This window comes from Enterobacter sp. NFIX58 (assembly GCF_900110475.1).
Classification (GTDB): Bacteria; Pseudomonadota; Gammaproteobacteria; order Enterobacterales; family Enterobacteriaceae; genus Enterobacter; species Enterobacter quasiroggenkampii.
Genome location: NZ_FODW01000004.1, coordinates 485,917 through 508,411, shown reverse-complemented (window position 1 = coordinate 508,411; position 22,495 = coordinate 485,917). Strand labels below are relative to the sequence as shown.

Here is a 22,495-nt window from a genome sequence, read left to right as displayed (position 1 = left end):
TCAGCTTATTTGCTGTTACAGTCTTTGCCCGCAATAAATTTCGCGTCTTTGTCCGCCACCAGCGTTTTCACCATCTCTCCACTATCCGGGTTTGGCTCCAGCGTAAAGTGACCGTCCACCGTCAGCAATATCGGCTTGCTGTCATTGCCGCGCGCCACAGCGTAATCGCGTTCAAGCTGGGCATTGTTTGCCACGCTGAGCTTCTTGCCGGTTGCGCAGTCGGTAAAGATCGCCGCATCCGCCATATAGAAGTACATCCCGCGCATTGCCATCGGCGTCGCGGGCAGAGCCGCTTTCACCGGTGCCAGAGTGTAGTTGAACTGGGATTCAATAGGATTACCTTCTCGGTCGAGCATCTCCATGCTGTCACCTTTAGGGCGGAACCAGGTTTTCTCGCCGGAGGTATCGGTGAGGACAAGTTTCTCCGCCGTACGCGCCCATGTTCCATAAGTCGCAAAAGAAGAAGGCTCTTTCCCGCCCTGATAGCGCTGATTCATCACCCAGGTGCCGTCTTTTTGCAGGAACAGGGACGTTTCAATGCCTTCACAGTCCGCGCAAGGTAATACGCCGCGCCAGCTCTGCTGCATTGGTTTTAATTCTTCCGTTTGCGTGGGTTGCAAAACCTGCGTTTCTGAACGGTTGTTACACCCGAAAAGCGCAAACAGCGTACTCACTGCCAGCGCTGACCATAATGCTTTTTTCACAATGAATTCCTTATGAAATTTGTGTTCCCTTTCGTCACTCTGTCGGGCGACGAACTTTACCGCGTAATGCTTTCACTGTGGATTTTTGGGCCTTCGAGGACAGCCGACGCTCTTTCGATGCGCGGGTTGGCCGCGTTGCCCGGCGGCTTTTTTGTACTGCCGTTAATTCTTTGATGACCGCCACCAGCCTGGCGATGGCCGCTTCCCGGTTGAGCTCCTGGCTGCGGTATTCCTGGGCTTTGATCACCATCACGCCATCGCTGGTGATGAGGTGATGGCTGGCAGCAAGCAGACTTTCTTTATAATACTCTGGCAGGCTTGAGGCCCGAATGTCAAAACGCAAATGGATAGCCGTTGAGGCCTTGTTGACGTGCTGCCCACCGGCCCCCTGAGCACGGATGGCGGTGATCTCCAGCTCGTTGTCCGGAATGCTGACGTTTCGGGACAAGACGATCATGAGGCCGGTTGCCACGCCGTTAAATGAATTTCCAGATTATTCTGAGAATCAGAAAGCCAGATGGCACCGTCCTGAATCGTCGCCTGCAACACCATGGTCCGGCTGGCAAAGTCGCTCAGCTGCGCCAGTTGCTCATCATCCAGATACCAGACGGTGAGATTTTTAAACTGTCCGCACTTGCTCTTGTTTTGCTGCCACCAAATCTCTGCAGCACGCTGATTATACGCGAATAAGGCCACTTCAGCGGACTGGGTGCAGGCCTTCTTAATTCTGCGCTCGTCCGGCAGTCCAAGTTCGATCCACAAATCGATACCCAGATGATCGTTGCGCAGCCAGGCTTCAGGCTCGTCTTCTGCACTTAACCCACGGGTAAACTGCAGACGCTCGTCAGCGTATTTAATCCACGCCAGCAGGCGCAGCATCATGCGCTCCTGGGTTTCGGAGGGGTGGCGTGCCAGCGTCAGCGAGGCGTCCAGGAACTGGTTGCGATCAAGATCGGCCACATTGACCACTGCTTTATAGATTGTCGCTTTCAGCGCCATGAGAGAACTCCATTCGAATCAGGCGCACATTGTAGCGAAAACCGCGGCAAAAGGCTGTTACGGGGTAATAAATACACCGCTATCAAGGCGCTGATATTGCTTAAATGAGTATGGTATAGTCACCTTGCTAAACCGAGTTTATCTTCGTAGGCTTAATGATATCTCACAGTAAGTCAGTGCGCTGGCGGGAGGGGATGTGAATAATTATTGTGAGTTAATTCGCAAACGGTATGCGGAAATCGCCAGCGGAGATCTGGGGTATGTCCCGGACGCGTTGGGCTGTGTATTGAAAGTGCTTAATGAAGTGGCCTCTGATGAGAGCCTTTCAGAGTCGGTCAGGGAAAAAGCAGCGTATGCTGCGGCGAATTTACTGGTGAGCGATTATGTCGATGAATGATACTTATCAACCCATCAATTGTGATGACTATGACAACCTCGAACTCGCCTGCCAGCATCATTTATTACTGACGCTGGAGCTAAAAGATGGCGAAGTGTTGAAGGCGAAAGCCAACGATCTGGTTTCACGTAAGAACGTGGAATACCTGATAGTGGAAGATGCCGGTGCGACGCGTGAGCTGCGTCTGGATAAAATAGCCAGCTTCAGCCACCCGCAAATCGGCACCGTCGTGGTGAGCGAATCCTGATGACACTAACGGGCAGCCAGGCTGCCCGTTACGCTTTCTGCCACTCAAACCTGACCCCGTCTTCCGCCCATCCCGCTTCCGTGATGAAAACCCCTGCCGCAGCAATCAACGTTTCACCATAGAACAGCAGCGGCGTGGAGTCGCGCAGCCACGGCGGTACGTTGCACTCCTGCCAGATTTTCTTCAGCTTGCGTCCCCCGTTGCGCCCGACAATATGCAGCATGCCGCCAGCCTTAAAGCGTACCGTTACCGGTTCACCGGGCTTCGGCAGCCGCACATGACCAGACGGTATGAGGGAGACACGTCCTGCCTCAGCGGGCAATATCAGCGGAAGCTCAGGAGAAAGCCAGTCAAGCACCACATCGGTCAGGCAGGGCGTTGATTTTACCCACCAGAGTTCCCCTTTATAGCGTCTTACGTCAAAACCGTTCAGGTGGACGCGCGGGGAAGCATCGTCCCGCGCCAGGGCAACCTCGTCCCAGATACGGCTCAGCATCGCCCGCGACGGCATCGCAGCGTAATGAGAGGCCAGCCAGCGTCGTAGCAGCGCGGCGCGACGTACCGGGCTCATCGCTGTCAGCGGTGCAATCGCCAGCGCCCCGTCTTTAGAAATCAGTTCAGTCAGCTCGTCACTCAATAGCTCGTCCAGCAGCGTTTCCTGTTCGGCACACAGCATAGCGCTTCTTGCCGTCGCGTCGGCGAAATGCGGCCAGCGCTCGCTCAATAGCGGGAGGACGCGCAGACGCAGAAAGTTACGATCATACCCGTCATCCTGGTTGCTCTCATCTTCAATCCAGCTCAGCTGATGTTCTCGCGCCCAGGCTTCAAGCGAGGCGCGCGTCTCGCCAAGCAGCGGACGCAGTAACGTTGTGCCGGCAAATGCCGAACGCGCCGGCATGGCAGAAAGCCCCGCCGGTCCGCTTCCCCGCTTAAGCGCCAGCAGAAAGGTTTCACACTGATCGTCCAGGTGCTGGGCCGTGACCAGGGCTTCTCCTGTACGCAATGCCCCGGCAAAGGCGGCATAGCGGGCTTTACGCGCCTGCGCCTCAATACCCAGCCCTTCCTCTACCAGCGTGACGCGCTCGACGAGGAGCGGGATCGCCCATGCCGCACACAAGGCTTCGCAGTGCGCCACCCACTCCTCTGCGTGAGGACTTAATCCGTGATGAACATGTATCGCCCGCAGCTGGACGTCAGGCTCCTGGTCGCGCCAACGCTTAAGACGATGGAGCAGAACGGTGGAATCCAGGCCACCGCTAAACCCCACCAGCAGCTGGCGGTACGGTGAAACGGCGTGTGCGATAGCGGGTAAGGTCATAGGGAATTACACATAAAAAATGCCCGAACTGAGCGGGCATTATCACACAGGACGAAGATTACTGCTGATAAAGCTCCAGCGGCAGGCCGTCCGGGTCGTTGAAAAAGGTAAAGCGCTTGTCGGTGAACGGATCGACGCGGATTGCTTCACACGTCACGCCGTGCGCTTCCAGATGTTTGACTGCGCTATCCAGGTCATCGACGCTGAAGGCAAGATGGCGCAGGCCGCAGGCTTCCGGGCGGGACGGACGTGCAGGCGGAAAAGGAAAAGAGAACAGTTCAATCACATACTGCCCGTTTAACGCCAGATCGCCCTTCCAGGAGTCGCGCTCCTCGCGGTACGCCTCGCTCAACAGCGTAAAGCCGAGAATGTCGCAGTAGAAGGCCTTACTCTTCGCGTAATCGGTCGCAATGATCGCAATATGATGAACCTGTTTTAAACCCAGCATAGCTTCTCCTTTTTATGATGCCTGAACGTTACAACCGAAAACCCGCACCATGCAAGCGGTCACCCTTATTTTAGGACTCGCACCCAGTAAACGCCGTTTTCGTCGCGCTTCGCACCGTGGATATCCGTCTCAAAACCGGGGTAGTGACGCCCTACCGAACAGAGCATCAGCAGGAAATCGAGCACCGCCCGACTCTCCTCGGTAATCATCTCTCCTGGCATCAGAAGCGGTACGCCCGGCGGGTAAGGCAGGATCATGTTGGCCGATACGCGTCCAACCAGATTTTCCAGTTCGACGGTTTCGACCTCCCCCCTCACCTGGCGCTGCCACGCCTTGTGCGGGGTAAACTTCATCTCCGGCAACACATCAAACGCCTGAAGCATGAGACGCGGCAGATCGTGCTGACGGATCAGCCTGTGGATCCCCTGAGCCAGATCCTGAATGCGCATATTACGGTAGAAGTCGGGATCCTCCGCATAGAGATCCGGCAGCATGTTCTTCACCCGCAGGTTGAGATCGTAGGCGCGCTTGAACTCCATCAGACCGCGCAACAGCCCCATCGCCCGGGTTTTATCAATACCAATACTGAACAGGAACAGCAAATTATAGGGGCCTGTTTTCTCCACCACCACGCCGCGTTCATCAAGGAATTTCGCCACCAGCGCGGCCGGGATCCCTTCCTCGCTCATCTTGCCCTGCTCATCCATACCCGGCGTCAGGATCGTCACTTTTACCGGGTCGAGGAACATATGGTCGCTATCGGCATCCCGAAAACCATGCCAGTCTTCGCCGGGCGAGACGGGCCAGCACTCCGCCTCATCAATCTCTTCCGGCTGCCAGATATCAAAGAACCAGCCGTCGGCTTCCTCTTTCAGCCGCTGAACCTCTTTGCGGAAATGCAGCGCACGCTCCACCGAACGGTTGATGAGACGTTTGCCCGGATTGCCGCGCAGCATCGCCGCGGCCGTTTCGATAGACGCCACCAGCGGATAGCTCGGTGAGGTGGTGGTATGCATCATAAAGGCTTCGTTAAAGGTCTCTTCATCGTACTCGCCTTTGATGTGAATCAGCGAAGCCTGGGAAAACGCCGCCAGCATTTTGTGCGTCGACTGCGTTTCGAAGAACACTTTACCCGGCACGCGCTCACCGCTCATGCCGCTCTTACCCGCGTAAATCGGGTGGAAATTGGTGTACGGTACCCACGCGGAATCGAAGTGGATCGACGGCACATCCAGCGTCTTTTTGATCCAGTTCGTGTTGTACAGCAGACCGTCATAGGTCGAGTTGGTGATCACCGCATGGACAGGCCAGCCTGCGCCGGGCACTGCCGCAACCTTGCTTTCAATGGCTTCATGCGTGAACTCCCGGCGCGGAATGCCGCCAAGAATACCGAGCGCGTTACGCGTGGGTGACAGCCAGAGCGGTACGACGTCGCTCATCATCAGTAGGTGCGCCAGCGACTTATGGCAGTTACGGTCAATCAGCAGGGTACTGCCCGCAGGCGCGGCGTACATCCCGACGATTTTGTTCGAGGTCGAGGTGCCGTTGGTCACCATATAGCTCTGCTCGGCCCCAAAGGTGCGGGCGATATACTCTTCAGCTTCCAGATGCGGGCCGGTATGATCCAGCAGCGAGCCTAGTTCGGTGACTGAAATGGACACGTCCGCTTTCAGCGTGTTGCCACCGAAGAAATCATAGAACAGGCAGCCCACCGGGCTTTTTTGGTAGGCCGTTCCCGCCATATGCCCTGGCGTACAGAAGGTATATTTCCCCTCTTTCACGTAGGTGAAGAGCGCCCGGGTAAACGGTGGCGTAATGTTATCGAGATATTCATTCGTGTACTGCTGAATGCGGGTCGCAATGTCTTCCGCCACGCCGAGTGAATATTCAAAGAACCACAGCGCCATACGCATATCATTGGCGCTGACGTCCATGGTTGAGTGGGTATTAATAAAGGCGTACAGCGGGAGATATTCGTTCAGCTTGTTGATATCGCTGCACAGTTCGAGGTCATATTCATCCCAGTCGAAGATCACGCCGCAGATACGCGGGTTATGCTCGATGAACTTCAGCAGATCGGCACTGTTGTGCGGCCAGATTAGCTGATACCCGCGCGACTGCAGGGCTTGCTCCAGCTCCTTAATCGGCTCATCTTTATAAAAGACGCCGTGTGGCCCCATAACGGCAATGATATTCATGGGCTTCCTCCTTAAAAAACATTAGCTAAGCATAGTCCGGCTAAACCGCAGGTATAAAAAAAGCCGCAACATTGTGCGGCTTTTCAGATAATTGTGAAGCTTACGCGTAGCCGTAAGTCATCAGACGCTGGTAACGGCGGTTGAGCAGATCTTCTTTGCTCAGCACGTCCAGGTCTGCCAGATCGGCCAGCAGCTGCGCTTTCAGGGACGCGGCCATCACTTCCGGCTTACGATGTGCACCACCCAGCGGTTCCGGGATGATGGAATCGATCAGCTTAAGCTCTTTCAGACGTGGCGCAATGATGCCCATCGCTTCGGCAGCCAGAGGTGCTTTGTCGGCACTTTTCCACAGAATGGATGCACAGCCTTCCGGGGAGATAACGGAATAGGTGCTGTACTGCAGCATATTCACTTTATCACCCACGCCAATCGCCAGCGCGCCACCGGAACCCCCTTCACCGATAACGGTACAGATGACCGGCACCTTCAGACGAGACATCTCGCGCAGGTTGCGCGCGATGGCTTCAGACTGACCGCGCTCTTCCGCGCCCACGCCAGGGTAGGCACCCGGCGTGTCGATGAAGGTGATGATAGGCATATTAAAACGCTCAGCCATCTCCATCAGACGCAGGGCTTTACGGTAGCCTTCTGGGGCTGGCATACCGAAGTTACGACGGATTTTCTCTTTGGTTTCACGACCTTTCTGATGACCAATGATCATCACCGGGCGTCCGTCCAGACGCGCGATACCACCTACGATAGCTTTGTCGTCAGCGTATGCGCGATCGCCTGCCAGTTCGTCAAATTCGTCAAACGCCAGGCGGACATAATCCAGGGTGTACGGACGCTGTGGATGGCGAGCCAGCTGGGCCACCTGCCATGCGCCGAGATCGGCAAAGATTTTGCGCGTCAGCTCTACGCTTTTCTCGCGCAGACGATGCACTTCTTCGTCGATGTTAATATCCAGTTTTTCATCCTGACGGCTTACCGCTGTCAGAGAATCGATTTTCGCTTCCAGCTCAGCAATCGGCTGTTCGAAATCAAGGAAATTCAGACTCATAGTATTCCTGTATTAGTCAAACTCCAGTTCCACCTGCTCCGAACCAATGAGGCCACGGAGATCGTTCAGTAAACGATCGCTCGGAGAGACACGCCACGTTGCACCAAAGCGCAACCGCGCACGTGCATCCGCCCTCTGATAGTAGAGATGTACTGGAATTGTCCCCGAGCGGTGGGGTTCCAGAGACTGACGGAGTCGGTTTAAAAGCTGGTCATCAATTTGCCTGTCCGTCAGCGAGATAGCAAGCCCGCGAGCATATTTTTCCCGGGCTTCGTCAATGTCCATCACTTCGCGGGCGGTCATTTTAAGCCCCCCACTGAAGTCATCAAAGCTGACCTGTCCGCTGACGATAAGTATGCGGTCTTTTTCCAGCAATTGCTGGTATTTATCCAGCGCGTCGGTGAACAGCATCACCTCCAGACGCCCGGAACGGTCATCCAACGTACAGATGCCGATACGATTGCCGCGCTTGGTGACCATAACCCTTGCAGCAATCACGAGCCCCGCAGCCGTGGTGATTTTACCACGTTCTGTCGGATGCATGTCTTTTAGCCTGTGGCCGCCGACATAGCGCTCAATTTCTTTAATGTACTGGTTGATCGGGTGACCCGTCAGGTACAAGCCTAACGTTTCACGCTCGCCGTCCAGCACCACCTGTTCTGGCCACGGCTGGCAGTTGGAATACGACTGTTCAATCTGCTCCGGCTCTTCCGCCAGCACCCCGAACATATCCGCCTGGCCAATGGCTTCCGCTTTCGCGTGCTGATCCGCCGCTTTCAGGGCGTCGCCCAGCGAGTTCATTAGCGCGGCGCGGTGCGGCCCCAGCCTGTCGAACGCGCCGGACATGATCAGTTTTTCCAGCACGCGGCGGTTCAGTTTTTTGGTATCGGTACGGGCGCAAAGATCGAACAGCTCGCGGAAATAGCCGCCGTTGTTGCGCGCTTCGATGATCGCCTCGATCGGCCCCTCACCTACGCCCTTGATCGCGCCAATCCCGTAAACGATCTCCCCGTCGTCGTTGACGTGGAAATGATAAAGACCCGAGTTGATATCCGGCGGCAGGATCTTCAGCCCCATGCGCCAGCACTCATCCACCAGCCCCACCACCTTCTCGGTGTTGTCCATATCCGCGGTCATTACCGCAGCCATAAACTCAGCAGGATAGTGGGCCTTCAGCCACAGCGTTTGATACGACACCAAAGCATAGGCGGCGGAGTGGGATTTGTTAAATCCGTACCCGGCGAATTTCTCCACCAGGTCGAAGATTTTCATCGCCAGTTCGCCGTCAACACCGTTTTTCTTCGCACCATCTTCAAAGATGGAGCGCTGCTTGGCCATCTCTTCCGGCTTTTTCTTACCCATAGCACGACGCAGCATGTCCGCGCCGCCGAGGGTATAGCCGGAAAGCACCTGGGCGATCTGCATCACCTGTTCCTGGTACAGGATGATGCCGTAGGTGGGCTCCAGCACCGGCTTCAGGCTTTCGTGCTGCCACTGAACGTCCGGGTAGGAAATCTCTTCGCGCCCGTGCTTACGGTCGATAAAGTTATCTACCATTCCTGACTGCAGCGGGCCCGGACGGAACAGGGCAACCAGTGCGATCATATCTTCGAAGCAGTCGGGCTGCAGACGCTTAATCAGATCTTTCATGCCGCGGGATTCAAGCTGGAAGACGGCGGTGGTCTCCGAGCGCTGCAGCATGTCGAAACTTTTCTTGTCATCCAGCGGGATGGCCGCGATATCCAACGGCGGCTCGCCGTTCTTCTCGCGACGGGCGTTGATCATCTCCAGCGCCCAGTTAATGATGGTCAACGTACGCAGGCCAAGGAAGTCGAACTTTACCAGCCCGGCGTATTCTACGTCGTTCTTGTCAAACTGGGTAACCGGGTGTTGGCCCGCTTCATCGCAGTAAAGCGGTGCAAAATCCGTAATTTTAGTCGGGGCGATAACCACGCCCCCTGCATGCTTACCGGCGTTACGCGTGACGCCTTCCAGCTTGCGCGCCATGTCGATCAGCGCTTTGACTTCTTCGTCCGCTTCGTAGATTTCCGGCAGCTGCGGTTCAGCCTCAAAGGCTTTTGCCAGCGTCATGCCCGGATCGGGCGGCACCAGTTTAGAGATGCGATCGACAAACCCGTACGGGTGGCCCAGCACGCGGCCCACGTCACGGATAACCGCTTTCGCCGCCATCGTACCGAACGTAATGATCTGCGATACCGCATCACGGCCGTACATATCGGCCACGTGCTCAATCACCTGGTCGCGTTTCTCCATGCAGAAGTCGACGTCGAAGTCGGGCATCGAGACACGTTCCGGGTTGAGGAAACGTTCGAACAGCAGGTCGAATTCCAGCGGATCGAGGTCGGTAATTTTCAGCGCATATGCCACCAGCGAACCTGCACCGGAGCCACGCCCCGGTCCGACCGGCACGCCGTTATCCTTCGACCACTGGATAAACTCCATAACGATCAGGAAGTAGCCCGGGAAGCCCATCTGGTTGATCACCTGGAGTTCAATGTCCAGGCGTTCGTCATATTCAGGGCGACGCTTTTTACGCTCTTCTTCATCCGGGAACAGGAATTCCAGACGCTCTTCCAGACCTTCTTTTGATTTCGCGACCAGGAAATCTTCCGTGGTCATGTCTCCCGTCGGGAATTGCGGCAGGAAGTATTCGCCGAGGCGGACGGTGACGTTGCAGCGCTTGGCAATCTCTACGCTGTTTTCCAGCGCTTCGGGGATATCGGAGAAGAGCTCACACATCTCCTCCTCGCTGCGCATGTACTGTTGTGCGGAGTAATTACGCGGCCGCTTCGGATCGTCGAGGGTGAAACCATCGTGGATCGCCACGCGAATCTCATGCGCGTCGAAATCACCCGCCTCAAGGAACCGCACGTCGTTGGTGGCCACCACGGGCAACCCGCGCTCTTCTGCGAGCGCCACCGCGGCATGAAGATAGCTCTCTTCATCCTGACGGCCGGTACGGATCAACTCCAGGTAATAACGATTCGGGAAATATTCTTCATAGAACGAGACGCATTGATCCACTAGCGCACTATTGCCGCGCAGCAGACATTTGCCGACGTCACCCATACGGCCACCCGAGATCAGCAGTAGCCCTTCGTTCAGCTCGGCCAGCCAGTCACGGTCGATCCACGGCCCCAGCGCGCCATAGCCGCGCTGATAGGCTTTTGAGATAAGCAGGGTGAGGTTTTGATAACCCGTGTTGTTCATCGCCAGCACGGAGATTTGCGTCATTTCATCGCCGATGAGATCGCTCTGCACATGAAAATCTGCACCGACGATGGGCTTCATCCCCGCGCCGTGCGCCGTTCCGTAGAACTTCACCAGGCCACACAGGTTGGTAAAATCGGTGATCGCCAGCGCGGGCATGCCAAGGGAGGCCGCCTTTTTTACCAGCGGCCCGGTCTTCGCCAGCCCATCGATCATGGAGTAGTCGCTATGCACCCGCAGGTGTACGAAACGTGGTTCAGCCATCTTCAGATTCCGCGTTACTTAATTGCTTGCGTAATGATTCAGGACACCCGTCCCAGGGCGCGTTTCACCGGGCCAAAACTGCGCCGATGGTGTTCGGTTGCGCCATGTTCAGCCAGCCTCTCCAGGTGGAAAGGTGTGGGATATCCCTTATGCTGGGCGAAACCATACTGAGGGTAAGTGAGGTCGAGCGCGGCCATTTCGGCGTCGCGTGTCACTTTGGCAATAATAGAAGCTGCGCTAATTTCTGCGACCCGGCTATCGCCTTTGACCACTGCCATTGAAGGCATGGGCAGTGCCGGACAGCGGTTGCCGTCAATCAGGACATATTCAGGGGCGATTTTCAGCCCCGCTACCGCACGCTGCATCGCCAGCATCGTGGCATGCAAAATATTCAGCTCGTCTATCTCATGCGGCTCAGCGCGCCCGAGACTCCAGGCCAGCGCTTTCTCCTGAATCTCACTAAACAGCGCCAGCCGGCGCTTTTCAGACAATTTTTTAGAGTCGTTCAGCCCGACGATCGGCCGAGCCGGATCGAGGATCACCGCAGCGGTCACCACGGCTCCCACTAACGGACCACGACCCACTTCGTCCACACCCGCCACAAGGTGGGTGTGAGGATAAACAAATTCCATCATTTTGCTAACTCCAGCACCGCATCGGCCGCTTGCTCATCAGCATGACAGCGGATCAGTTGATGCAGTTCGCGGAAGGTATCGTGCATCTGGTGGCTGGTTTTACCGTTGGCCAGCAGCGGCAGCAGCGCCTCCGCAAGCGCCTGCGGCTGGCACTCATCCTGCAGCAGCTCTTTCACCAACTCGCGCCCGGCAAGCAGGTTTGGCAGGGAGACATAATCCGTTTTCACCAGACGTTTTGCCAGCCAGAAGGTAAACGGCTTCATGCGATAACCGACCACCATCGGGCATTTCGCCAGCATACACTCCAGCGCCGCCGTGCCGGAGGCCAGCAGTGCGGCATCGCTCGCATACATTGCTTCCCGCCCTTGCCCGTCCAGAAGACGGACGTGAAGATCTGGGGCGACGTCTGCTTTGATGCGCTCAAACTGCTCGCGGCGTTTGGCATTCACCAGCGGCACGACCACTTCGAGATCGGGGTACGTCTGGCGAAGAATTTGCGCTGTCTTGAGGAAATCAGCACTCAGCATCTCCACTTCTGCGCCACGGCTGCCGGGCAGCAAGGCCAGACAGTGCACATCATGGGGGATGCCCAGCACGTCGCGCGCCGCGTTTTTATCCGGATCCAGTGGCATCGCATCCGCCATGGTATGACCGATAAAACGGCACGGAACATTAAATCTGTCGTAAAACGCTTTTTCGAAAGGCAGGAAAGCCAGCACCAGGTGGGTGGACCGTCCGATTTTGAAAACGCGTTTCTGTCGCCACGCCCAGACGGACGGACTAACGTAGTGAATGGTTTTAATACCCTGCTTTTTCAGATTCCCTTCGAGGGTAATATTGAAATCAGGTGCATCGATACCGACAAACACATCGGGTTTGAGTTCGGTAAAGCGGCGGGTGAGATCGGCACGAATGTGCAGCAAACGGCGCAGCCGTCCCAGCACCTCAACGATACCCATCACGGCCAGCTCTTCCATTTCGTACCAGGCTTCACAGCCTTCGGCCTGCATCAGCGGGCCAGCAACGCCGACAAAGCGAGCATTGGGTACACGCGCCTTAAGCGCACGGATGAGACCTGCACCAAGAATATCGCCGGAGGTTTCTCCGGCGACCAGGGCTATCGTAAGCGGACGACTGTCGACCATTAACGAATCAGACCCCTTGTTGAACGGTCAAAGAACTCCATGAACGCGTCCACTTCCGGGTGCTTTTTCGCCAGTTCGGCAATTTCCGGCTTCGCCTCTTCCAGCGTTTTACCGCTGCGGTACAGCAGTTTGTACGCGTTGCGGATGGCAGTAATCGCTTCGCGACTAAAGCCACGACGCTTGAGGCCTTCGATGTTCACGCCAAACGGCGTGGCATGGTTGCCCTGCGCAATCACATACGGTGGGACGTCCTGCGCCACACCGGAGCATCCACCGACCATCACGTGCGCACCAATGATGCAGAACTGATGGACTGCGGTCATGCCACCAATGATGGCGAAGTCATCAACCGATACGTGTCCTGCCAGCGTGGCGTTGTTGGCAAGAATACAGCGGTCACCCACGGTACAGTCGTGCGCGATATGCGCATTCACCATAAACAGGTTATCGCTGCCCACCTTCGTCAACCCACCACCCTGTACTGTTCCACGATGAATGGTGACGCTTTCGCGAATACGGTTACGATCGCCAATTTCCAGACGGGTCGACTCACCAGCATATTTCAGATCCTGGTTAACTTCGCCGATGGAGGCGAACTGATAGATCTCATTATTGCAGCCAATGGTCGTGTGACCATTCACGACAACGTGAGATTTCAGTACTGTACCCTCACCAATTTCGACATGGGGTCCAACAATACAAAACGGGCCAATGTGGACGTTAGCACCAATGATGGCACCGGTTTCCACAATCGCGGTAGGATGAATAAAGGCGGATTTATCAATCACGTATCAGGACTCCCGGCTACGAGCACACATCATCGTCGCTTCGCAAACAACTTTGCCGTCAACCAGCGCTACGCCTTTGAAGCGAGTCAGGCCACGACGCGTTTTTTCAAAAGTGACTTCCATGATCATCTGATCACCAGGCACGACAGGGCGCTTAAAGCGCGCTTCATCAATACCCGCGAAGTAATACAGCTCACCTGGCTCCAGTTTGCCGACGCTTTTGAACGCCAGAATACCGGTAGCCTGAGCCATCGCTTCCAGAATCAACACACCCGGGAAGATAGGCTTACCAGGGAAGTGCCCCTGGAAGAACGGCTCGTTCACGGAAACATTTTTCACTGCGCGCAGAAAACGACCTTCTTCAAAATCCAGCACACGGTCTACCAGCAGAAACGGGTAGCGGTGCGGCAGAAGTTCTAAAATCTCTTCAATATGCAGAGTATGAGTGTCAGTAGTCAAAATACTCTTCCTGTCAAAATGTACTGATAACAATAATAACACGGCCTGCCGGTTTATTAGAAAGCCGACAGGCCGGGAAAAATAGCGTTCAACGGATGGCGCTTAGTCTTGTTGATCGATCTTACGCTCAAGGGACTTGAGGCGCTTGCTCATATCATCAATGTTCATCACCAGAGCTGCTGTTTTACGCCATACCTTGTTGGGCTGAAGCGGAATGCCGGAGGAATAGACGCCAGGTTCAGTGATAGGACGCATTACCATGCCCATTCCCGTCACGGTCACCTTGTCGCAAATTTCCATATGGCCATTAATCACGCTCGCACCGCCAATCATGCAATAACGGCCAATTTTCAGGCTGCCCGCCATGATGACGCCACCTGCAACCGCGGTATTGTCGCCAATCACAACGTTATGCGCAATCTGGCACTGGTTATCGATGATAACACCATTGCCAATGATCGTGTCGTCAAGCGCGCCACGGTCAATGGTGGTACAGGCGCCGATCTCCACGCGATCGCCAATAATGACGCGACCAAGCTGCGGGATCTTCACCCAGTTACCGCGATCGTTAGCGTAACCAAAGCCATCAGAACCAATCACGGTGCTGGACTGAACGAGGCAGTTTTCGCCAATTTCCACGTCATGATAAACGGACACATTGGCCCACAAACGGGTCCCCGCGCCGATTTTCGTATTTTTCCCAACGAAGCAGCCTGGGCCAATGACGACGTTATCGCCCAGCACAACGCCGGATTCGATAACCGCATTCGCCCCAACGGCGACGTTGTTACCCAGCCTGGCCGTCTCATCAATCGCTGCGCTGGCAGCAATGTTCTGGGCCGGTTGCGGCGTGGTATCAAGAATTTGAGCCATGCGTGCATACGTCAGGTAGGGGTTTTTCACTACCAGCGCGCTTACAGTGGCAAATGGAAGATCGTCCTGCGTCAGAACAACAGCTGACGCCTGGCATTGAGCCAGTTGCTCACGGTACTTAGGGCTTACCATGAAGGTAATCGTGCCAGCTTTAGCAGATTGCATGGACGCAACAGCGGTGATGACGATATCGCCATCACCGTGTAATTCTGCATCCAACTGCTGAGCTAAATCAGCCAGTCGAATTGAAGGCATTACTTATTTAACCTGTTTCAGAACATCAGCAGTGATGTCTTTAACATCTTTGCTGTTGAAAGCAACGGCGTTCGCATCAACAACCAGATCGATGCTCTGATCGGCAGCCACTGCTTTAACAGCGGTCTGAATGCGAGTCACCAGCTTGCCGCGTTCTTCGTTAGAACGACGCTGACGATCCTGCTCGAAAGCCTGCGCTTTCTGGGAGAACGTCTGGCGCTGAGCCATTACGTCTTTTTCCAGCTTGCTGCGGTCGCTTGCTTTCATGGTAGAACCATCACGCTGCAGACGCTGCATTTTGGACTGAAGATCGTTTTCCATACCCTGCAGTTCGCTTGCACGGCCTTTGAATTCGTTTTCCAGAGTCGCAGAAACACCTGTTTTCTGTGCAACCTGCTGGAACAAATTACCCATGTTGACGATTGCAATTTTGTCTGCTGCCTGAGCAGAAGTTGCCATCGCTAAACCGAGACCTGCAGCTAATAACCACTTTTTCACAATTAACTCCTTACCATCCCATTGGCACCAGAAGGTACCGTTCTTTGCGTGGCAAGGCGACCGTGTTACCGATCGCCAGTTGTCAGCGCTACACTGCCAACGCATTCCTTTGCTGCGGATTATTACCAGGTTTTACCAATGTTAAACTGGAATTGCTCCGACTTATCTCCATCATATTTCTTAAACGGCTGGGCGTAAGAGAAGACCAACGGCCCCAGCGGTGACATCCATTGTAATGCGATACCGGCAGACATGCGAATATTGCTCGGATCGCTGTAGTCAGGAACACCTGCCGCACGCATCTGGGCCGTATTCTGCCAGTTGGTATCCCACACCGTGCCCGCATCCCAGAAGAAGGACGTACGGACGGAGTTCGCGTATTTATCGCTGATAAACGGCGTTGGAGTGATGAACTCCAGGCTGGCAACGGCCATCGCGTTACCGCCCACCGCATCGTCAGAACTACAGACTTCAGATGAGGAGGACTTATCGCAGTTATCTTTGTCGTTCCCGCCGTAATAGACCGCTTTCGGACCAATGTTGTTGGACTGGAAACCACGAACGGTGCTCGAACCACCGGCATAGAAGTTTTCATAGAACGGCAGTTCTTTGCCGCCTAAACCATCACCATAGCCCCAGCGGGTCCGACCCAGAACCACCCACTTATGATCGTCATCGATCGGGAAGTAGGATGCGGTATCCAGCGTCACCTTATAGAACTCGTTATCGGAGCCCGGCACGGTGACTTTACCGTTCAGGTTGACGCGAGAACCTTCGGTTGGGAAGTAGCCACGGTCGAGACGGTTATAGGTCCAGCCGTAGTTGAAGGTGAAGTCATCCGCCGCGAAACCGTTGTTATCGCTGTTTTTGCTAGCCGACTGGCCAATAGAATCCAGATAACGCCACATCGCCACCTGCGGTTGCATATTGGACAGGTCGTTATGCACGTAACCTAAGCCCGCACGCAAGGTGTTGTATTCGTTGATCGGGAAGCCAAGCGTACCGTCCACACCGTAACTCTTGTTGGTGTACGAGGACAGATCCGCATCGTCTGCTTTAAAGTCGTTATAGAAGATACGACCGCCCAGGCTCACACCGTCAACGGTGAAGTATGGGTTCGTTACAGAGAACTCAGAGTAGGTCTGGTAGTCGTTTTTGGTACCGTTAATACCAACAGAGTAACCCGTACCCAGCCAGTTATCCTGCTGCACGCCGACCTGGAAGCTGACGCCGCTTTCGGTACCGTAGCCCACACCGAAGTTGAAGCTACCGGTGTTACGCTCTTTCACTTTATAAACGACATCAACCTGATCCGGGCTGCCCGGTACGCGCTGGGTGTCGGTGTCCACCGTTTCAAAATAGCCCAGACGGTTCAGACGCTCTTTACCCTGATCAACGAGATCGCTACCTAACCATGCGCCTTCCATCTGACGCATTTCGCGACGCAGAACGGAGTCTTTGGAGGTGTCGTTACCGACGAAGCGGATCTTACGCACGTAGAAACGGTTACCCGCGTCAACATTCACGTGCAGCTTAACGGTTTTATCCGCGTCATTGATTTCCGGCTGAGTCTGTACGCGCGGATAGGCATAACCATAGCGGCCGAGCAGCTTCTTAATGCTGTCTTCCATTTTGGTGACCTTGGAACCGCTATAGAGATCGCCTGGCTGAATTTTGGTCAGCGATTCGATTTCAGCAGAATGCCCCGCCAGGTTACCACTTACCTCAACACCCGAAAGCTTGTACTGATCGCCTTCCGTGATGTTGATCGTAATGTAGATGCCTTTCTTGTCCGGCGTCAGACTCACCTGAGTCGAGTCGATATTGAAACGCGCGTAACCACGATCCAGATAGTAGCTGCGCAGGGTTTCAAGGTCGCCCGCCAGTTTCTGTTTCTGGTATTTACGATCGCCTACCACGTTCCACCACGGCACTTCATCGCGCAGCTGGAAGGTGGAGATCAGTTCGTCGGTGCTGAACGCGTGGTTGCCGACAATGTTGATCTGCTGGATCTTCGCAGAAACACCTTCCTGGAAGACCAGCTTCAGGTCAACACGGTTACGTGGCAGCGGAGTAACAACCGCTTTCACGCTGGCGCTGTATTTACCGACGCTGTAGTAGAAGTCTTCCAGACCTTTTTCAATGTCTGAAAGGGTTGTGCGGTCCAGAGACTCCCCCACACGAACACCGGATGCTTCAAGGTTTTGCTTGAGCATGTCATCTTTCACCGACTTGTTGCCGGAGAAAGTGATACTGGCGATCGTTGGACGTTCTTTTACCTGTACCAGCAGCGTATCACCATCGCGCAGGACGCGGACATCCTCGAAGTTGCCGGTGGCAAACAGAGCACGGATGGTGTTACTGATATCATCATCATTAACCGTATCGCCGGGGCGCACAGGCATACTGAGGAGGGCCGCACCAACGGCGACACGCTGAAGGCCTTCGAAATGAATGTCTTTCACTACGAACCCGTCAGCACCGTATACGGTGGCGCTGCTAAACAGCAGCGACGCTATGAGCAACTTTTTCATCGCCATCGTTATTATGCGTTCTTCCTAACTAACTCTCTTACAACCGAGAGAAATCATTGAAAAGTGCAAGCCCCATTAACAGCACCAGCAAAATCGAGCCAATGCGATAACTAAAGTCTTGAACTCGCTCGGATACCGGTCCGCCTTTTAGCTTTTCAATCGCTAAAAACAGCAGATGACCCCCGTCTAAAACGGGAAGCGGGAACAGGTTGATTATCCCAAGGTTCACGCTAATGAGCGCGAGGAACATGAGATAGTAAATCACCCCGAATTCCGCTGACATCCCAGCCCCCTGAGCAATCGAAATTGGCCCACTGAGGTTGTTCAGTTTCACATCACCGGTTATCAATTTCCCCAACATGTTGACCGTCAGCTTCATCAGTTGCCATGTTTTATCCGTGGCTTCAAGGATGGCGCTGAACGGCCCATACTGGCGTATTGTCTTGTACTCATCTGGCAGCGGGATCACTTTTGGCACAACGCCTGCAAACCCTTCTGCCTTCTTGCCGACCGACTTCGTATCCGGGATCAGCGTCAGCGAAAGCGGACTGCCCTGCCTTTCAACTTCCAGCGCGAGAGACGTACCCGGATTATCGCGCACCAGAGTAACAAAGGTCATCCACTCTGTTAATGGTTGACCATCGACTTTAACGATCCTGTCGCCTGCTTGCAAACCCGCTTTGCTCGCCGCCGAGTTGGCCTGGACTTCGGCTAATACCGGCTCGATCTGTGCGCCGCGTGGACGAATGCCCAGCGCAGCGACGGGATCCTCTTTGTCCGGCTCGAAACGCCAGTGACGTAAATCGAGCACTTTGTCCTGACGGGCGTCTGACCCAAACGGCGATACGCTGATGGTGGTCTGCGGATCGCCAATTTTAGCAACCAACTGCAGTCGCACGGCATCCCAATCAGGGGTTTCGATACCATCAATCGCTTTAAGTTCCATCCCGGATGTAATTTGCGCACTCGCCGCGATGGAGTTGGGGGCAATTTCACCGACCACCGGACGTACGCCAGGGACGCCGATGATAAACACCAGCCAGTAAGCGAAAATCGCAAAGATGAAGTTGGCTACCGGTCCGGCAGCGATGATGGCGGCGCGTTGTCCAACGGTTTTATTGTTGAATGCGCTATGTCGCAGCTCAGGCGCGACAGGCTCGACGCGTTCGTCGAGCATTTTGACGTAGCCGCCCAGCGGGATAAGGGCGATGACAAATTCCGTGCCGTGGCGATCGGTGCGCGTCCAGAGTGATTTACCAAAACCGATGGAAAACCGCTCTACGCGCACACCACAGCGGCGAGCAACCCAGAAATGGCCAAATTCATGCACGGTAATCAGTACACCCAGTGCAACTATGAACGCCGCCAGATTCCAGAGAATGCTCAGCATAAAACCTTCCGTTAAATCGTCCCGAATACCAGTAAAAGCAAACACGCAAACACGGGAACAGCCGCTGTCAGGCTATCAATGCGATCCAGTATACCGCCATGCCCTGGAATCAGGTGTCCACTGTCCTTAATCCCTGCTTCACGCTTGAACATACTTTCGGTTAAATCACCGAGCACGGAGGCAAGCGCAGCAAAAATCGAGCACACCAGCAGTATTGACGGTGCCACTTCAAGATTCGCCCAGACGCCGTAGCCCCAGGATATGATCGCGGCCGTAAACAAACCGCCGATGAATCCTTGCCAGGTTTTGCCCGGAGAAACCTTCGGCGCCAGCTTATGTTTGCCAAACAGTTTACCAAACATATAGGCCCCGGAGTCAGCCCCCCAGACGAGAATCATCACATAAAGCAGCCAGATCGCACCGCTGTAGTGGTTTTCGTCGTAGTGCCAGGCGCGCAGCGCAACCATACCCCAGAAAAAAGGAATAATGGTGAGCAAACCAAAAATCAGTCGCAGCACTTTTGAATGACGCCATAACGCCGCGGAGCCGGGATAAAACAGCACCAGCAACAGCGCGGCCACCCACCAGGCCAACGATATCCACAAGGAACCGGCCACCAGTGGCTGATGAATATCATGATGATATTCAGGCAACGTAAACAGCATTATGGCCAGGATAAAGCCACACAGTACCGCAAGCCATACTCGCTGCGTGCGCGAGGTAAAGCCGCTAAACTGTCCCCATTCCCACGCGGCGAGCATGCACACCACCAGCGTAACAATAGCGAATCCCACCGGGGGCAGTAAAAACAGCGCCGCAATGACAATGGGTATTAATACAAAAGCGGAAATCAGGCGATACTTCAGCAAAAGCTACCCCCATCAGGCGTTATCGCCACCAGGCTCGGTGCCGCCGAAACGACGCTCTCGATTGGCAAAGGCATGCAGCGCACCTTCAAAGTCTTGTTCATCAAAATCGGGCCAAAGAACATCCGTAAAGTAAAGTTCAGCATAGGCAATTTGCCATATCAAAAAGTTACTTATGCGATGTTCCCCCCCTGTCCTAATTACCAAATCCACAGGTGCCTGTTCATTCATGCAGATTTGCTTGCTCAGCGCCTCTTCATCAATTTGGTCGGGTCTCAACAGCCCTTCCTGAACCTGTTCGGCCAGACGCCGAACGCCCTGGATAATATCCCAGCGTCCACCGTAATTCGCCGCAATATTCAACGTCAGACCGGTATTATTTTCCGTCAGCGCTTCTGCTTTGCGAATCCGTTCCTGCAAACGTGAGTTAAAACGACTGGTATCGCCAATGATACGCAGGCGGACGTTGTGGCGGTGCAGGCTTTTTACTTCGCTGTCTAGCGCCCACACAAACAATTCCATCAACGCAGTCACTTCCTGCAGTGGTCGATTCCAGTTTTCACTGCTAAAAGCATAGAGCGTTAACGCATCAATGCCGTTATTGGCGGCAAAAGAAACGGCGCGGCGAACAGATTTCGCCCCAGCTTTATGCCCAAAGGCTCGTATTTTCCCTTGTCTTTTCGCCCAGCGGCCATTGCCATCCATAATGATTGCTACATGACGGCAGCCATGCGCTGGCAAGTTTTCGCTTATTGGTTGATTCGCAGACAACATAACGCGTTTTTTGTCCCTGAAAAGGATTTAACGGTACTCAGGAATACTGAAGCCGATACATAAAAAAGCCGTGTCAAACCACGGCTCACCTGACCACGTAAAGTCAAATACCTGCGATCAGGTGGCGCAGACTATATCACTGAAGCCCAACGCTAACAAATAGCACGACGACTAGTGGTTGCTTTATCACCAGCTTGCGAGACGTGTCACCTGTTGGCGCGCAATATTACGCGCAGCCGCATCCACCGCCAGCACCTCTTCCACGCTCTGTGGTTCGCGCAAATCCATCATCTCCAGTACCGCTAAATTCAACGCCGCGATATCGGTAAAACGAATTTGCTGATTCAGAAATGCTTCAACGGTAATTTCATTGGCTGCATTCAGTGCCGTTGTCGCCGCCTGCCCCTGGTCAAAGGCCGTCATCGCAAGCTTCAGACAAGGGTAACGGTCGTAGTCTGGCTCACTGAACGTCAGGGAACTTAGCTTGCAGAAATCAAGCGGCTTCACGCCGGACTTCACTCGATTCGGCCACGCCATGGAATGGGCAATTGGCGTACGCATATCCGGTTCGCCCAACTGCGCCAGCACGCTGCCATCCTGATAACGCACCATCGAATGAATCACCGATTGTGGGTGAATCAGTACTTCCATCTGTTTCGCTGACGCATTGAACAGCCAGCGCGCTTCAATGTATTCCAGACCTTTGTTCATCATGGTGGCAGAGTCAACGGAGATTTTACGCCCCATCGACCAGTTCGGATGACGGCACGCCTGATCCGGCGTCATGGCACGCAGTTCAGACAGTGGCGTTTCACGGAACGGGCCACCAGACCCGGTAAGCAGAATAGACACGACGCCATTCTGCTCCAGGTCAGCGTACCCCAGGTTCTGTTGAAAAGGTTGCGGTAAACTCTGAAAAATCGCGTTGTGCTCGCTGTCGACAGGCAAAAGACGCGCCCCGCGCTGCTTCACCGCCTCCATAAACAGGCGTCCGCAGGTCACCAGCGACTCTTTATTGGCCAGCAGAACGTCCTTACCGGCATCAATCGCGGCAAGCGTCGGCAATAATCCTGCCGCCCCGACGATGGCCGCCATCACCTGATCCACGTCATCCAGCGCCGCCATGTCGCAGGCCGCCTGTTGACCACTCAGCACCTCGGTTCGGCTGCCCTTCTCAAGCAGCTGTGCTTTGAGCAGGCGCGCGCTCTCTTCGTCATCCATCACCGCATAGCGGGGCGTAAACTCCAGGCACTGCTCAACCATTCGCTGCACATTCTTACCGGCCACCAGCGCTGTCACGGTGTAAAGTTCAGGATTATGGCGAACGACGTCGAGAGTACTGCAACCGATAGAGCCGGTTGAGCCGAGGAGTGTTAAATGCTTCATGAGATGCCCGAAAAGTTAGACCAGAT

21 protein-coding genes are annotated in these 22,495 nt (G+C 54.7%); 2 read left to right on the top strand and 19 right to left on the bottom strand.

Annotation, left to right across the window (positions count from 1 at the left end; genetic code table 11):
* Nucleotides 1-5: 5 nt before the first annotated feature.
* From nlpE to BMW97_RS18670, 3 genes are read right to left on the bottom strand one after another with little or no spacing between them, the layout of a single operon-like run.
* Entirely contained in the window at nucleotides 6-704 is a 699-nt protein-coding gene (gene nlpE / locus BMW97_RS18680; RefSeq protein ID WP_045907844.1) for an envelope stress response activation lipoprotein NlpE, read from the bottom strand.
* Between the two features lie 34 nt (nucleotides 705-738).
* Nucleotides 739-1,161 (bottom strand): alternative ribosome rescue aminoacyl-tRNA hydrolase ArfB, encoded by a 423-nt coding sequence (gene arfB, locus BMW97_RS18675; RefSeq protein ID WP_028018285.1) that lies wholly within the window; start codon nucleotides 1,159-1,161, stop codon nucleotides 739-741.
* Nucleotides 1,158-1,703, bottom strand: a complete 546-nt coding sequence (locus BMW97_RS18670; protein WP_021240481.1) for a YaeQ family protein — start codon at nucleotides 1,701-1,703, stop codon at nucleotides 1,158-1,160. The genes arfB and BMW97_RS18670 overlap by 4 nt, the downstream gene beginning before the upstream one ends.
* Before the next feature lie 196 nt (nucleotides 1,704-1,899).
* Here BMW97_RS18670 and BMW97_RS18665 point away from each other — a divergent pair, with 196 nt between their 5' ends.
* Both BMW97_RS18665 and rof read left to right on the top strand, forming a co-directional pair.
* The gene (locus tag BMW97_RS18665) at nucleotides 1,900-2,100 is read left to right on the top strand and encodes a YaeP family protein (RefSeq protein ID WP_008501889.1); all 201 of its coding nucleotides are present in this window, start codon (nucleotides 1,900-1,902) and stop codon (nucleotides 2,098-2,100) included.
* Nucleotides 2,087-2,347, top strand: coding sequence for a Rho-binding antiterminator (rof, locus tag BMW97_RS18660; protein WP_024907532.1), 261 nt, complete (start codon nucleotides 2,087-2,089; stop codon nucleotides 2,345-2,347). Before BMW97_RS18665 ends, rof begins: the two co-directional genes overlap by 14 nt.
* A 28-nt stretch (nucleotides 2,348-2,375) precedes the next feature.
* On the opposite strand, the gene tilS is transcribed toward rof, so the two are convergent.
* The 16 genes from tilS to ispC form a co-directional block, all read right to left on the bottom strand.
* A complete protein-coding gene (gene tilS / locus BMW97_RS18655) occupies nucleotides 2,376-3,665 on the bottom strand; it encodes a tRNA lysidine(34) synthetase TilS (RefSeq protein WP_045907843.1) in 1,290 nt (429 codons plus the stop codon).
* Between the two features lie 58 nt (nucleotides 3,666-3,723).
* Nucleotides 3,724-4,113 (bottom strand): VOC family protein, encoded by a 390-nt coding sequence (locus BMW97_RS18650; protein WP_023293230.1) that lies wholly within the window; start codon nucleotides 4,111-4,113, stop codon nucleotides 3,724-3,726.
* Nucleotides 4,114-4,178: 65 nt separating this feature from the next.
* A complete protein-coding gene (locus BMW97_RS18645) occupies nucleotides 4,179-6,311 on the bottom strand; it encodes a lysine decarboxylase LdcC (RefSeq protein ID WP_045907842.1) in 2,133 nt (710 codons plus the stop codon).
* A gap of 100 nt (nucleotides 6,312-6,411) precedes the next feature.
* Complete coding sequence (accA, locus tag BMW97_RS18640; RefSeq protein WP_008501895.1) at nucleotides 6,412-7,371, bottom strand: acetyl-CoA carboxylase carboxyl transferase subunit alpha; 960 nt, start codon at nucleotides 7,369-7,371, stop codon at nucleotides 6,412-6,414.
* A gap of 12 nt (nucleotides 7,372-7,383) precedes the next feature.
* Nucleotides 7,384-10,866: a DNA polymerase III subunit alpha gene (gene dnaE / locus BMW97_RS18635; RefSeq protein WP_045355195.1), complete on the bottom strand. Its 3,483-nt coding sequence runs from the start codon at nucleotides 10,864-10,866 to the stop codon at nucleotides 7,384-7,386.
* A 38-nt stretch (nucleotides 10,867-10,904) separates the two neighbouring features.
* Nucleotides 10,905-11,501, bottom strand: coding sequence for a ribonuclease HII (rnhB, locus tag BMW97_RS18630; protein ID WP_045907841.1), 597 nt, complete (start codon nucleotides 11,499-11,501; stop codon nucleotides 10,905-10,907).
* Entirely contained in the window at nucleotides 11,498-12,646 is a 1,149-nt protein-coding gene (lpxB, locus tag BMW97_RS18625; RefSeq protein ID WP_045907840.1) for a lipid-A-disaccharide synthase, read from the bottom strand. Before lpxB ends, rnhB begins: the two co-directional genes overlap by 4 nt.
* Entirely contained in the window at nucleotides 12,646-13,434 is a 789-nt protein-coding gene (gene lpxA, locus BMW97_RS18620; RefSeq protein WP_045907839.1) for an acyl-ACP--UDP-N-acetylglucosamine O-acyltransferase, read from the bottom strand. The genes lpxB and lpxA overlap by 1 nt, the downstream gene beginning before the upstream one ends.
* A 3-nt stretch (nucleotides 13,435-13,437) precedes the next feature.
* Complete coding sequence (gene fabZ, locus BMW97_RS18615; protein ID WP_010426706.1) at nucleotides 13,438-13,893, bottom strand: 3-hydroxyacyl-ACP dehydratase FabZ; 456 nt, start codon at nucleotides 13,891-13,893, stop codon at nucleotides 13,438-13,440.
* Nucleotides 13,894-13,995: 102 nt separating this feature from the next.
* Entirely contained in the window at nucleotides 13,996-15,021 is a 1,026-nt protein-coding gene (lpxD, locus tag BMW97_RS18610) for a UDP-3-O-(3-hydroxymyristoyl)glucosamine N-acyltransferase (protein WP_023345460.1), read from the bottom strand.
* Nucleotides 15,022-15,024: 3 nt separating this feature from the next.
* Nucleotides 15,025-15,519: a molecular chaperone Skp gene (gene skp, locus BMW97_RS18605; RefSeq protein WP_045907838.1), complete on the bottom strand. Its 495-nt coding sequence runs from the start codon at nucleotides 15,517-15,519 to the stop codon at nucleotides 15,025-15,027.
* A 122-nt stretch (nucleotides 15,520-15,641) separates the two neighbouring features.
* Complete coding sequence (gene bamA, locus BMW97_RS18600) at nucleotides 15,642-18,059, bottom strand: outer membrane protein assembly factor BamA (RefSeq protein WP_045907837.1); 2,418 nt, start codon at nucleotides 18,057-18,059, stop codon at nucleotides 15,642-15,644.
* Nucleotides 18,060-18,090: 31 nt separating this feature from the next.
* A complete protein-coding gene (gene rseP, locus BMW97_RS18595; protein WP_024907524.1) occupies nucleotides 18,091-19,443 on the bottom strand; it encodes a sigma E protease regulator RseP in 1,353 nt (450 codons plus the stop codon).
* Between the two features lie 11 nt (nucleotides 19,444-19,454).
* A complete protein-coding gene (gene cdsA, locus BMW97_RS18590; protein ID WP_045907836.1) occupies nucleotides 19,455-20,312 on the bottom strand; it encodes a phosphatidate cytidylyltransferase in 858 nt (285 codons plus the stop codon).
* A 12-nt stretch (nucleotides 20,313-20,324) separates the two neighbouring features.
* Entirely contained in the window at nucleotides 20,325-21,083 is a 759-nt protein-coding gene (gene ispU / locus BMW97_RS18585; RefSeq protein WP_045907835.1) for a (2E,6E)-farnesyl-diphosphate-specific ditrans,polycis-undecaprenyl-diphosphate synthase, read from the bottom strand.
* Nucleotides 21,084-21,269: 186 nt separating this feature from the next.
* Complete coding sequence (ispC, locus tag BMW97_RS18580; RefSeq protein ID WP_045907834.1) at nucleotides 21,270-22,469, bottom strand: 1-deoxy-D-xylulose-5-phosphate reductoisomerase; 1,200 nt, start codon at nucleotides 22,467-22,469, stop codon at nucleotides 21,270-21,272.
* Nucleotides 22,470-22,495 lie beyond the last annotated feature (26 nt).

Coding starts and splice junctions, on each gene's coding strand:
- dnaE (WP_045355195.1), bottom strand. CDS start 10,866: ATGGCTGAACCACGTTTCGTACACCTGCGGGTGCATAGCGACTACTCC.
- rnhB (WP_045907841.1), bottom strand. CDS start 11,501: ATGATGGAATTTGTTTATCCTCACACCCACCTTGTGGCGGGTGTGGAC.
- lpxB (WP_045907840.1), bottom strand. CDS start 12,646: ATGGTCGACAGTCGTCCGCTTACGATAGCCCTGGTCGCCGGAGAAACC.
- ispC (WP_045907834.1), bottom strand. CDS start 22,469: ATGAAGCATTTAACACTCCTCGGCTCAACCGGCTCTATCGGTTGCAGT.
- BMW97_RS18645 (WP_045907842.1), bottom strand. CDS start 6,311: ATGAATATCATTGCCGTTATGGGGCCACACGGCGTCTTTTATAAAGAT.
- arfB (WP_028018285.1), bottom strand. CDS start 1,161: ATGATCGTCTTGTCCCGAAACGTCAGCATTCCGGACAACGAGCTGGAG.
- tilS (WP_045907843.1), bottom strand. CDS start 3,665: ATGACCTTACCCGCTATCGCACACGCCGTTTCACCGTACCGCCAGCTG.
- BMW97_RS18650 (WP_023293230.1), bottom strand. CDS start 4,113: ATGCTGGGTTTAAAACAGGTTCATCATATTGCGATCATTGCGACCGAT.
- bamA (WP_045907837.1), bottom strand. CDS start 18,059: ATGGCGATGAAAAAGTTGCTCATAGCGTCGCTGCTGTTTAGCAGCGCC.
- lpxD (WP_023345460.1), bottom strand. CDS start 15,021: ATGCCTTCAATTCGACTGGCTGATTTAGCTCAGCAGTTGGATGCAGAA.
- BMW97_RS18670 (WP_021240481.1), bottom strand. CDS start 1,703: ATGGCGCTGAAAGCGACAATCTATAAAGCAGTGGTCAATGTGGCCGAT.
- ispU (WP_045907835.1), bottom strand. CDS start 21,083: ATGTTGTCTGCGAATCAACCAATAAGCGAAAACTTGCCAGCGCATGGC.
- rof (WP_024907532.1), top strand. CDS start 2,087: ATGTCGATGAATGATACTTATCAACCCATCAATTGTGATGACTATGAC.
- accA (WP_008501895.1), bottom strand. CDS start 7,371: ATGAGTCTGAATTTCCTTGATTTCGAACAGCCGATTGCTGAGCTGGAA.
- rseP (WP_024907524.1), bottom strand. CDS start 19,443: ATGCTGAGCATTCTCTGGAATCTGGCGGCGTTCATAGTTGCACTGGGT.